The organism is Algoriphagus winogradskyi (assembly GCF_900182815.1).
Lineage (GTDB): Bacteria > Bacteroidota > Bacteroidia > Cytophagales > Cyclobacteriaceae > Algoriphagus > Algoriphagus winogradskyi.
In genome coordinates, this window is record NZ_FXUA01000001.1 from 862,285 (window position 1) to 875,274 (window position 12,990).

9 protein-coding genes are annotated in these 12,990 nt (G+C 41.6%); all 9 read left to right on the forward strand.

All coding sequences use genetic code 11. The features are described from left to right. Positions 1-3: 3 nt before the first annotated feature. The 9 genes from QOL76_RS03670 (at position 4) to QOL76_RS03710 (ending at position 12,924) form a co-directional block, all read left to right on the forward strand. Positions 4-1,449 carry a sulfatase gene (locus QOL76_RS03670; RefSeq protein WP_283411671.1) on the forward strand — a complete coding sequence of 482 codons (1,446 nt, stop codon included), beginning with the start codon at positions 4-6 and terminating at the stop codon, positions 1,447-1,449. Next, a complete protein-coding gene (locus QOL76_RS03675) occupies positions 1,446-2,666 on the forward strand; it encodes a glycoside hydrolase family protein (protein ID WP_283411672.1) in 1,221 nt (406 codons plus the stop codon). The genes QOL76_RS03670 and QOL76_RS03675 overlap by 4 nt, the downstream gene beginning before the upstream one ends. A 52-nt stretch (positions 2,667-2,718) precedes the next feature. Beyond that, a complete protein-coding gene (locus QOL76_RS03680) occupies positions 2,719-3,969 on the forward strand; it encodes an enolase C-terminal domain-like protein (RefSeq protein WP_283411673.1) in 1,251 nt (416 codons plus the stop codon). Between the two features lie 57 nt (positions 3,970-4,026). Next, positions 4,027-5,103, forward strand: coding sequence for a glycoside hydrolase family protein (locus QOL76_RS03685; protein WP_283411674.1), 1,077 nt, complete (start codon positions 4,027-4,029; stop codon positions 5,101-5,103). A 75-nt stretch (positions 5,104-5,178) separates the two neighbouring features. Next, the gene (locus QOL76_RS03690; RefSeq protein ID WP_283411675.1) at positions 5,179-5,352 is read left to right on the forward strand and encodes a hypothetical protein; all 174 of its coding nucleotides are present in this window, start codon (positions 5,179-5,181) and stop codon (positions 5,350-5,352) included. A 275-nt stretch (positions 5,353-5,627) separates the two neighbouring features. Beyond that, entirely contained in the window at positions 5,628-8,933 is a 3,306-nt protein-coding gene (locus tag QOL76_RS03695) for a SusC/RagA family TonB-linked outer membrane protein (protein WP_283411676.1), read from the forward strand. Between the two features lie 13 nt (positions 8,934-8,946). Beyond that, positions 8,947-10,665 (forward strand): RagB/SusD family nutrient uptake outer membrane protein, encoded by a 1,719-nt coding sequence (locus QOL76_RS03700; RefSeq protein WP_283411677.1) that lies wholly within the window; start codon positions 8,947-8,949, stop codon positions 10,663-10,665. A gap of 119 nt (positions 10,666-10,784) precedes the next feature. Continuing rightward, positions 10,785-11,447, forward strand: a complete 663-nt coding sequence (locus tag QOL76_RS03705; RefSeq protein WP_283411678.1) for a TetR/AcrR family transcriptional regulator — start codon at positions 10,785-10,787, stop codon at positions 11,445-11,447. Further along, entirely contained in the window at positions 11,440-12,924 is a 1,485-nt protein-coding gene (locus QOL76_RS03710) for a sulfatase family protein (RefSeq protein ID WP_283411679.1), read from the forward strand. Before QOL76_RS03705 ends, QOL76_RS03710 begins: the two co-directional genes overlap by 8 nt. Positions 12,925-12,990 lie beyond the last annotated feature (66 nt).

The following is a 12,990-nucleotide window of genomic DNA, read 5'->3' on the forward strand; positions in this document are numbered from 1 at the left end:
CTCATGAAAAAACTACTTTACATCACCTGTTGTCTACTATCACTTACAGCTTTTTCCCAAGAAAAGAACAAGCCAAATGTGTTGTTTATCATCTCTGATGATCTGACTACGACAGCCCTAGGAGCATACGGAAATCCGGCACCAAAAACCCCAGTCATCGATCAGTTGGCGAAGGAGAGCACACTATTTACCCGCGCGTACACACAATATCCAGTTTGCGGACCATCCCGTGCTTCCTTTATGTTTGGCTATTATCCCAATGCTACGCAAACCTATGGCTACGTAAGCGGTAGGGAAAATGTAGGTCCTGACCGACCTTCCTTGGCTGAGCTTTTTAAGCAAAATGGCTACTACACAGCCCGAGTGAGCAAAATCTATCATATGGGCGTCCCGATCGATATAGAAAAAGGGTCAGATGGAACAGATGATCCTGCTTCCTGGACTGAGAAATTTAACTCCCAAGGTCCTGAATGGACGGCTGCAGGTAAAGCAGAACTGGTGCAAAACAACCCTGACGGAAGCATAGAGCGAAAAGGTGGAAATGTGATGACTATAGTCCAAGCTGACGGGGATGACTTGGTACATTCTGACGGTAAAACAGCCGAAAAAGCATCCGAATTGATCCGCCAACATAAAGACAAGCCCTTCTTTCTAGCAGTAGGATTGGTTCGACCTCACGTGCCTTTTGTGGCGCCAGCAAAGTATTTCGATCCATTTCCATATGAAGAAATTAAGCTACCAGAGCAGGTAGAGAATGATTGGGATGATATACCTGAACGTGGGATAAACTACGTCACCAGTGTCAATGCGGAGATGAATGACGTGCAGAAGCAAAAGGCAATTGCTGGGTATTATGCAGCAGTTTCCTATATGGATGCGCAAGTTGGGAAGGTCTTAAAGACGCTGAAAGAAGAAGGATTGGAAGACAATACAATTGTGATTTTCACCTCGGATCATGGTTTTCACCTGGATGAGCACGAGTTCTGGATGAAAGTGAGTTTGCACGAAGAGTCTGTTCTCGTGCCGATGATGATCAAGGTGCCTGGCAAAAAACCGGCTGTAGTAAACTCTTTCACCGAGCTACTGGACCTCTACCCTACATTGGCTGACTTGGCAGGATTGGAATATCCAGCGGCTATTCAGGGGAAAAGTCTGGTTCCTGTTCTACACAATCCTAAGAAAAAAGTGCGGGATTATGCTTTCTCTGTCACGCAGGGAGGCAAGTCCTTTTTGATTCGCACAGATAAGTGGGCTTATATACAGTACAATGAGGATGCCTCAGCAGGAATGGAGCTTTTTGATATGGAAAATGATCCCCAGCAATTTACAAATCTTGCCCATGATCCAGCGCACAAAGCAACTCTAGATGAATTGCAGGCAATCCTAAAGAAAAAATTGGCTGAGGTAAGAGACAATGATTTGGGTATAAATTATCAAGCTTCGAAATGAAAACTGCATTGAAGAAAATAGCTTTAGCCTGCTTTCTGATTTCCATTTCAGGAATTGCTACTGCACAGTTTCAAGTGAAGCCTTTGCCTGTACAGGCAGTGCTGAAACAAGGCGAAGAAAATCAATTTCTAGACGGACCTTCTACCTTGAAACTGAAGGATTATTTCGTTTGGGGAGGTTCCGTAGTAAAAGGTAAAGAAGGGAAATACCACATGCTCTTTGCTCTCTGGGAAAGTGGGGCTGATAAAGAGCAGTTTAATAAAAGTTGGGTCCTGGAAAGCAAGATTGGACATGCTATCTCTGACTATCCTGACAGGGATTTTGAGTTCCAAAAAATTATTCTTCGAGGTGCCCGCTACGATGGAAATGTAGATGCTTGGGATGCGCAAGGCGTCCACAATCCACATGTGAAGGAATTTGATGGATCATTCTATCTCTATTATATAGGCGGAAAAGACCCTGGAGAGCAAATTGCTCCAGATGTGGATAAGAGAAATCGTGTGCAGCAAAGCCAACAACTTGGTGTGATCAAATTCGATTCCTTTGAAGATTTGGAAGCAGGGAAATTCACTCGGCCTACAGAGCCGCTATTAAGTCCACGGACACGTGTCAAGCCTAACCAAGTAGTCAATCCTTCTCCTGAAGGAACCGTAGCTAAGCCAGATAACCTGATTGTGGTGAATCCCTCCGTGGACTACAACCCGAAGACAAAGGAATACATGCTTTTCTTCAAAGGAAACATCTACGAACCATCCTGGAAGGGTGTTCATGGAGTAGCGACTGGACCCACACCTGTGGGGCCATTTACGGCAAGGGATGAATTCATCTTCGATGTACGTATGCCAGACGGGAAAATTGCCAGCACAGAAGATCCTTACGTCTGGTTCTCTACTAAATACGACTGCTTTTTTGCAGTGGTCAAAGACTTTACTGGCACTGTGGCAAGAAGCGAAAAGAAAGTTCTGGCGATCCTAAAATCTGAGGATGGCATCAAATGGGAAATCACGAGCGAGCCTCTTTTTATGAAACGGGAGGTTACTCTTGAAAATGGAGAAATCCTTCATTTAGATCGTCTGGAGCGACCTCAACTACTACTTAGTGATGATGGAATTCCGCTTTACCTCTATTGCGCAGCCGCTGTGGAAAATGTGAACGACAAAAAGGACGGAAGTTCATTTAATATACAAATACCTCTAGCAGTGACCCCTGCAAATTAAAACCTATGCAATCAACCTATGCTGTATTAAAATCAGCAAAACCATTTTAAGAATGAGAAAATCTATTGTAATTAAAAAAGGCCTTTCGAGTGACATGCGCTTTGACTTAAAGGACGGCGCGGGATCTGATGCTGTACATACCAGTCCCGTTTATGCCTATGCAGTCTGTAAGCTTGCCACTGATACTGAGTTGGAAGGAGTAGGTCTTGCCTTCACTTTAGGATCTGGAAATAAAATTGTTTGCGACGCGATAGAATACCTAGTCAAACACATAGAAGGTAAAGAGATCTATGAACTGATGTCCGACTTTGGTACCACCTATAAAAAAATGGCAGATGACCCAAACTTCCGTTGGTTAGGCCCGCATAAGGGCGTGGTTCAATTGGCTTTGGCAGCGATAGTGAATGCTTGCTATGATCTTTGGGCAAAAGCAGAAGGAGTCCCCTTGTGGAAATTACTTACTGATTTGAGTCCTGAGCAATTGGTAAACACGCTGGACTTCTCTTACTATGAGGACATTCTACCAAAGCATGAGGCTATTGAGCTGATCAAAAACCAGAAAGCTGGAATTGCATCACGTGAAAACATCATCAAAACTGGTTACCCTGGCTACGATACTTCGATTGGCTGGTTCAATTATTCTGACGAAAAAATCATCCAAAATGTGGAAGCTGCTATGGATAATGGGTTCGCTGCAATGAAACTAAAGGTAGGAGCTCAAAATGCAGCTCATGATATCCGCAGAGCCGAATTGGTGAGGAAAGTAGCTGGAGATCAGGCCACCATTATGTTTGATGCAAATCAGCAATGGACTTTACCTCAAGCAATTGATATTTGCTCCAAATTAAAAGAACTCAATCCGTTTTGGATAGAAGAGCCTACGCATCCAGATGATGTATTTGCTCATATGGCTTTGGCAAAAGCTGTCGATGTCCCCCTTGCGCTGGGCGAGCATGTTCCGAACAAGGTGATATTCAAAAACTTCATTCAATCTGGATGCATGTCATTCAATCAGGTGGATGCTGTACGGGTAGGTGGAGTTTCTGAGTTCATTTTGATCAGTTTACTTTCCCGCAAATACAATATACCGGTAGTCCCACACGTGGGAGATATGGGACAGATTCACCAGCATTTGGTCTTATTCAATCATATTACTTTGGGACATCCTGCTTTGCTTTTGGAATACATTCCTCATTTACGTGAGTATTTTAAGTCCCCGGCAATTGTCAAGGATGGCAAGTACCTAACTCCCCTGGAGCCAGGAATGAGCGCGGATCTTTTACAATACGAATACTCCTATTAAGGGAGCACGGTAGCCAACTACCAAAATTGCTCAACAGGTTTCTAAAACATTCTTCAAATGAATATTTCTTTTAAAAAAGTAGCCATTGCAAGGTATGCCCTAGGGATTTTAGGTTGGCTGTCGCTCCAGACAATTTGTTTAGCGCAAGATGATTTGCAAATTTCTAAATCCATTTTGCCAGTGGATACCGAAAATATCTTTCGAACGGAAGCTTATTACAATTGGGGCGGATCGATTGTCAAAGGAAATGATGAAATGTACCATCTCTTTTATTCCCGATGGCCAAAAACTACCAGTTTTAAGGGCTGGCTAGTTTACTCTGAGATAGCTCATGCTGTGTCGAGCAGCCCAACAGGACCTTGGGAATACAAGGAAACAGTTTTGAAGAGCAATGGAAAAGGGCATTGGGACGCCATAACTGCACATAATCCCAAGATCAAATACTTTAAGGGCAAGTATTACCTCTACTACATATCCACCAATTTGGGGGATAACTTAGATTATTCAGAAAGTGATTTAAAGAGTTTTAGCCAGAAGGATTTGAAAGATCCAAACAGGCATATTCTCAGATCAAATCAGCGTACCGGAGTGGCTGTTTCAAATTCGCTTTCTGGTCCATGGGTGAGACAGTCCGTGCCCCTTATAGAACCTTCAGGCCCTATCACGACTTTGACCGTGAATCCAGCGGTGACCCGAGGCAAGGATGGGAGATATTATATGATTGTCAAAGGTGATAAACCAAATGAAACAAAATTTATCAGAAATCAGGCTATAGCTATAAGCGATCACCCTGAAGGACCTTATGAGATTCAACCTGACCCGGTAATTGATTATTTGGACACCGAAGACATGTCACTTTGGTACGATGAGCAGCGTGAAGTTTACTATGGGATCTTCCATGCGTCTGATGGATTTATAGGTTTGGTCAGCTCTTCTGATGGTCTCCAATGGCAAAAAGCTTCAGAGTATCGAATCATGCCAAAAGAAATAAAGATGAAAGACGGATCTATCCTCAAACCCGATAGACTAGAACGACCATTTGTATATCAAGAAAGTGGAAATCTGATCACCTTAGGGTTAGCCGCTAAACAAGGCGATGATTCATTTATTGTTTTTATCCCGCTACATAAATAAGCAAAACCGAAATCCTTGTCTTTTTCGACTTAGTCCAATGATATCATCTTTTTTAAAATCGTATAATTCACCTATATGAGTATCCGCAAAGATGCCAGTCACCTTAGCTTTTTTGTTTATCTAGTCGGAAGATCGGTGACTCCTACACTGGCGGGACAGGCTGAAGTGGCCTCGATTCTTAAGTCTAACCTATGCTTTTTTGCTTTTGACACCATACTCAACCAAAAGCAGATATACATATTCCCTTAAAAGGGAAAACTCCTTTACTATTGAAAAGTAAGGAGTCCATGCCCATATTCTATTTTTCTTCCTACCAATTCCCCAGAATAATCCCCACTGTTTGAGCAGTAAATCAATATTTTACACGTTTTTAGACCTAAAGCCCTATTTTTTTCAAAAACTACTAGGACATCTGCACTATTTTTACTTAACTTACCCGCAGCTATCTAGAAATAGCTTTATTCAATTCCCTTCCTAGATAGCTGTCTACAACATTTCTATCCAATACAAACCACTTTGTGCGTATGAAAAATTCTACTACAAAAAATCTGAGTAGTATCAGAATGTGGCCTGAAACCAAAGTAAATTTTGGTATTCTTGGTTGCATCTGCCTTCTACTCTTTTTCCTGTCAAGTTCAGGATCAAGTATGGCCCAAACGTCTCCTATTGCCGTAAAAGGCACTGTAGTCGATTCAGAAGGCCTTCCATTGCCAGGATTGACAATTCTAGTAAAAGGTGCCACAGCTGGTACTGTAACGGATTCGGAAGGCAGATATTCCATCACTGTCCCTGGAGAAAGCACAGTTTTAGCTTTCAGCTACATTGGTTATCAATCCCAAGAAATCACTGTAGGTAGCAGGACCATAATTGATTTGGTCATGGAGGAGGATATTTCATCTTTAAATGAGGTGGTGGTAGTTGGCTATGGCACACAGAAAGTCACCAACCTCACTGGAGCTGTAGATGTAGTTGAAGGAAAAGTGTTAGCAGACCGTCCTTCTCCTTCAGTATCACAATTGCTTCAAGGAACCTCACCTGGTCTAACTTTTAGTGTTGGTAACAATGGGTTTCAGCCAGGGGCTGAAATGAATATTCAGATCCGAGGTATGGGATCCCTTAATGGTGGCTCTCCCTATGTAGTTATTGATGGGATTCCTGGAGACATGGATCGCTTGAACCCAAATGACATAGAATCTATTTCAGTATTGAAAGACGCTGCAGCATCTGCAATCTTCGGAGCACGAGCACCATATGGTGTTATCGTAATTACTACAAAATCAGGAAGAGGTAAACTGAAAGCAAGCTATTCGGGAAGTGTAGGGGTAGCTTCTCCTCAAAATCTTCCATCCATGCTAAACTCTTATGATCACGCCAAGGTAATTAATGAGGCGGGTGTATTTGGCGCTGGCGGAAGATTTTTCCCAAACAGAACAATTGACAATATTCTTGCTTTCCAGAACGGTGACTTTGACTTCCTAAGATCAAATGCCAACTTCCCTGCCGATGCTACTTTCTTTGAAACAACGCCTAACCCCAACAACGTAAATCAATGGGGTTTCAACCAATTTGGTAATGCAAACAGGGATTGGTTTGATGAATATTTCGGTAAGGGAATGATTCAAAAGCATGACCTCAGCCTTTCAGGTGGGTCTGAAAAAACTTCATATTACTTCTCTGCAGGTTTATATGGTCAATCAGGTGTCTTAAACTATGGCACAGATACTTTTGATCGCTATAATATCATGGGTAAGATTACAACTTCCATTACAGATAAATGGGATTTTACCTACCAGCCACGTTTTTCCAAGCAGATCAGGGAAATCCCTAATATGGACAGACAGGGTAGCTATGATCTGATTTTCCATCAAATCGCCAGAACCATGCCTACTAATGCTATGTACGATGGCTTTGGAAATATCATGATCCAATCCAAAATCCCTTGGGTAAACGATGCTGGTACAGATATCACTGAGACCACCGAAAACTGGCACACCTTTGCAACCGACCTGAGACCTACAGAAGGATGGACTATTCATGGAGATTTTGCCATGAAAAACACTGATATTTTTTATAGAAGTAATGAACTTACCGTATATGACCATTTAGTGGACGGAACAGTCACACCAAGTGGAAACACAGTACCAAGCAATACTAGAAGAACTCATTATAGTAATTTGTATTGGACTAGTAACATTTACACTTCTTACGAATTCCAGCTGAATGAAGTCCATAATTTCAAAGCTATGGTTGGAACCCAATTTGAAAAGACTCAAAACAGGAATTTATCTGGATATAGAACCAACCTATTGGTACCTAACGTCCCATCTTTGAACACCGCTGATGGGGAAATTCAAATGAATGAAAACCTTTTAACAGTAAGCACTCAGGGTTATTTTGGAAGATTCAATTACAACTTTGATGAGAAATACCTGATTGAAGTAAATGCACGATATGACGGTAGCTCAAGATTCAGAGAAGGAAACAGATGGGGCTTTTTCCCATCCTTCTCAGCAGGGTGGAATATCGATAAGGAATCTTTCTGGCAGCCAATCAGCCAGACGGTAAACACGTTTAAAATCCGTGGTTCGTGGGGTGAATTGGGGAATCAAAATGTAGATCCTTATCAGGATTTGCAACTAATTCCGCTATCTGGCAATGCAGTAAACTGGATCTTCTCTCAGGGCGGAACTAGACCAATCGGATTTGCTGGCACACCTTCATTGATTAGTCCAGACCTCACTTGGGAAACTGCAAGGTCTATAGACATCGGTGCTGATATGAGCTTCTTGGATAATCGTTTGAAGTTTGTATTCGACTGGTTTGAAAGAACAACTTTTGATATGATCGGCCCCGTGGATCCTGCGCCAGGAGTATTGGGTGCTACAGTACCGCAGTCTAACAATGCCACGCTAAGAACAAGAGGATGGGAAACAACCATTAACTATGGTCAAACGCTTTCTAATGGACTTACTTTCAATGTAGGCTTCAACATTTTTGACAGCCGCACATTTGTAACAGAGTATCTTAATCCTAACGGCGTACTTTCTACTTGGTATGAAGGTAGAGAGCAGGGTGAAATCTGGGGCTACACTGCCAATGAATTATATGCAAGCCAAGAAGACGTAGATTCTTACACTTCACAAGTAGACTTATCTGATTTGACAGGCCTTAGCTGGAATCCAGGTGACGTAAAGTATTTAGATATTAATGGAGATGGAAAAGTTGACAATGGAACTAATACCCTGGAAAACCCTGGTGATTTAAGCATAATTGGAAACAGTACTCCAAGATGGCAGTATGGTCTAAATCTCAATGCTTCCTTCAAAGGATTTGACCTTTCTATGATCTGGAGAGGTGTAGGAAAGAGAGACATTGCATTTGGCTCTGGAGACAATATTTTCTGGGGCTTCAGATCAGGTAATCAGTCCTCCTTATTTCCAGAACATTTGGATTATTTCAGAGACACTCCTGGGGATATGTATACAGGACTATATGAAGGCGATGCAAATATCAATTTAGACGCCTATTTCCCAAGACCTTATATTAATGATGGTCAAAACAATAAAAACAGATTGACCAGTACAAGATACCTTCAAAGTGGAGCCTACTTGAGATTGCAAAACTTGCAGGTAGGATATACACTTCCAGACCCGGTGTTGAACAAAATGCGCCTGAGCAATTTCAGAATGTATGTAACAGGAGAGAATCTATTGACTTTCTCCAAAATACCAGTAGGTATAGATCCAGTAGCTACCGGAAGTTCATGGGGAGCTGGAAAAACCTATGGAGCGGATAGAATGATATCTGTAGGTGTACAAGTATCCTATTAAAATGACGATGACAATGAAAAAATCAATATCAATATTTGGACTCTTGATTGTTCTGGCCGGAACTTTTGGATGCGAATCCTTTATAGACAATGCGCCTGAAGATCAAATTGCAGTTGAAGACTATTTCAAAACTGCAAATGACATAGAAAACTATGTAAAGAAGTACTATGCAGGACTTCCTACCCATGGTTCAGCAAATCTCCCTTTATCAGAAACTAGCTCAGACAATCTGATCGTAGCAGTCCCTAATGCAGTGATTCAAGGTTCACGCGCTCCTAGAAATGGACAATGGACAGGAGAATGGGATGACATTAGAAGTATTAATATTTTATTTGACAATCTAGAAAATGTGCAGGACGATCTGAGTTCATATGCGCAATTTCTAGGAGAAGCTCATTTCTTCAGAGCTTGGTTCTACTACGAGAAGCTACAGGTATATGGAGATGTGCCGATTTATACGAGTCAGTTACTCCCAGGTGATGAAGGGCTTTTTAAATCACAAGACCCAAGAACTGAGGTTGCTGATTTTATATTATCTGAGCTGGATTTTGCATTCCAACATCTTGGAACCAGAGCCAGCGTAGGTAATGCCAGACTGAATAAAGAAACTGCTCTTGCATTTAAAACGCAGGTGGCTCTTTATGAAGGCTCTTGGCAAAAATACCATGCAGGCACTGAATTCGGTACTAGCGGCGCCGATCCTAACAAGTACTTTCAGGAAGCTGTCATTGCAGCAGAAAAACTTATGAATGGTAGCTATACTGTAGGCGTATATTCCACAGGAAATCCAGAGTCAGATTATTACGATTTATTCGGAAAAGACAACATGTCTGATATAAACGAAGTTCTTTTTTACCGAATTGCCAGCACATCAGAGCAACTAGGTCATGAACTGCAGTTTTATACGACCAGACGCACAAGGGATATGTCTTTGACATGGTCTTTGATCAGTTCTTACCTCGGCAAGGATGGCAAACCTTATAACTATGAGGCCCTCACTCAAACTGCAAAGGGAAATGAATTTCTTAAGAAAATTGCAGAAGAAACTGATCCGAGATTACAATCCACAATCTGGATCCCAGGGGATTTAAGAGTAGCTAGCTCAGGACAGGTATTTGATAAACCTTTCTTGACTGGCGGATCCGAGGAACTTTGTTCAACCGGATTTCAAGTGAAAAAATTCTCAAACCCTTATTCTTCGGCAGCAGGTGCAGATTTTGGAGGATTAAGTCAAACAGGAAGAATATACTTCCGATACGGAGAAGTGCTACTAAATTATGCAGAAGCTAAATACGAATTAGATGGTACCATCGCATTCGAAGCTCTCAATTTACTGCGTGATCGAGTAGGCATGCCAGCGTTTGAAGTAATTCCTCAGTCTGAGTATGGAGCCAATTTGCTCGACTATGGCTATTCAATTGACGATGCACTTTATGCCATTAGAAACGAAAGAAGAGTGGAGCTAGCACTGGAAGGTCAGAGACCTGATGACTTTAGAAGATGGGCTGCTCATAATCTGGTAATTGGAAAAAGACCAAAGGGTTACCCTTTTGATCCTGCAGAATTCCCTGGTTTCACTCCTCTGATCGATGCAAATGGTCAGACAGACTATTTCAAGAACCAGTTGCCAAATGGATATGGATTCAGACCTGATCAGGATTACCTCACCTCAATTCCTTCTGATGAATTAGTGTTGAATCCTAACCTCGTACAGAATCCAGGCTGGGAATAAAAAAACTTCATAGGTTTAATTTGGGTTTATAAAAGTAAAAAAGGGGATTTATAATCTCCTTTTTTATTATTTCAGATTATCTTGAATGCCCATCTTTTTTTAAGTATCAATAAATCGAAATGGAAAAATCTAAAAAGATCAAAACAAAGGATAAAATCTTACTAACTGCCATCAAGCAATACAACGAAGTAGGCGTCCAAGGCGTGACTAGTCGGCATATTGCTGGAGAAATAGGCATTAGCCATGGCAATTTAGATTACCACTATAAAACCAAAGAGGATTTGATATTGGCAATCCATGAGAAAATGAGGGAAGAAATGAGTGGGATTTATGAAAATCAAAACACTATCATTTCCTCAATAGAAAACTTCCATTTGCTATTGATCCAGTTTGAAGAGTTCCAGTACAGATATAGATTTTTCAACCTAGACGTCCTGGAAATCACCCGCTCATTCCCAGAAGTAAGCAAATTGATACAAAGCACTTTAGAACTCAGAAAATCACAAACTGAACTTCTTTTCGAAAGGCTAATTGAAGAGAACTTTATCGCAAGTAATTACGCTGAGGAAGCTGAAAGAATACAACATATTATCCGTATGGTTATTTCCTTTTGGCTATCACAACGTGAGGTATTAATTACCTACAACTTTACTGAAAAGGGAGAAATGGTCAAAAGTATCTGGGCAATAATCAATCCCTACCTGACTGAAAAAGGCAAAGAAGAAAAAGAAAAAGTCATAGCCAAATACGGTTATACACAGATAGAATCAAATAATGAATAGTAAAACCACAGTTTTCTGTCTAGGAATAGCGCTTTTATCTCTTATTTCAACACAAGAAAACCTAGCCCAGACATCACAAAGTAAACCCAACGTCCTCTTTCTTTTTGCTGATGATCAGCGAGCCGATGCATTAGGGGTATCTGGAAATCCTTACATCCAAACACCAAATCTGGATCAGTTGGCTAGTGAAGGTAGCCGATTTGCCAATGCCTATGTAATGGGCGGAAATCATGGAGCTGTCTGCGCAGCAAGCCGAGCTATGCTTTTAAGTGGAAAAAGCTTGTTTCATGTCTATGACAAGCTCCAAGGTGAACGAACCATGCCTATGGACTTTGCACAGGCAGGATATTCTACATTCGGCACTGGCAAATGGCATAATGAGAAGACCGCATTCGAAGCTAGTTTTCAGCAGGCAAAAAATGTCTACCTAGGTGGAATGGCTGATCACTACAGTGTAGCGCTGCGTGATTACGACGAAAACGGAAAACTAGGTGAGCCAACCCATAAAGGCTATTCCACCGAAGTATTTGCTCAAGGCGCTATTGATTTCATTAATTCTCATGCGAAGGCAGGTTCTGACAAACCATTCTTTGCTTACGTAGCATTCACAGCACCACATGACCCTTACTCTCCGGAGGCAGGCTACATTTCTCACTATCCAGATGGTTCTTTGCCCCTTCCAGGAAATTACAAACCATATCATCCCTTCGAGTTTGATAATTTAATGGTCCGTGATGAATTGCTAACGGACTGGCCAAGAAAGCCGGAAGTGATCCAGATGATACTTTCTGATTACTATGCGCTGGTGACTCACTTGGATAGCCAGATTGGCAAAATCATCCAAGCCCTGAAAGACAATAATCTTTATGAGAATACCATCATCGTTTACGCAGCAGATAATGGGTTAGCAGCGGGAAGTCATGGATTGCTAGGAAAGCAAAGCCTGTACGAGCATAGCACCAACGTACCGATGATCATCAAAGGCCCCGGTGTACCTAAGAACGAGACTTTTGACGCGATGGTCTATCTCTACGACTTGTACCCTACCCTTTCAGAATTGGCTGGCTTACCTAAACCAAATCAGGTGGATGGAAAAAGCTTGGCTCCCATCTTAAAAGGAAAAGAAAAGGAAGTTAGAAATAGCTTATTTACTGCTTACCGATATACAGTGCGTGCAGTCAGAACAGCAGAATGGAAGTTAATTCGCTATCCTGAGCGTGATTATTTCCAGCTTTTCAACTTGAAAAATGACCCCTTAGAATTGAATAATCTGGCAGAAAACAAGGAGTATTCCGGAACTAAGGAAGAGTTAATCACTTTGCTCAAAGACTGGCAAAAAAACGCGGATGATACCGCAGCATTTACTACTAAAGTAATCAAGCCATTGGAATATGATCCAGCCACACTTTCCCGTCAACCAGATCGATGGCAGCCAGACTATACGCTGAATAGGTATTTTGGAAATATGGAAAAGTAAGGTATGTCTGAAGGTTAAGTTCAATTGTCTTCAAAAAAATCAAAAAAAGGGCTCCTAGGTAGGAGC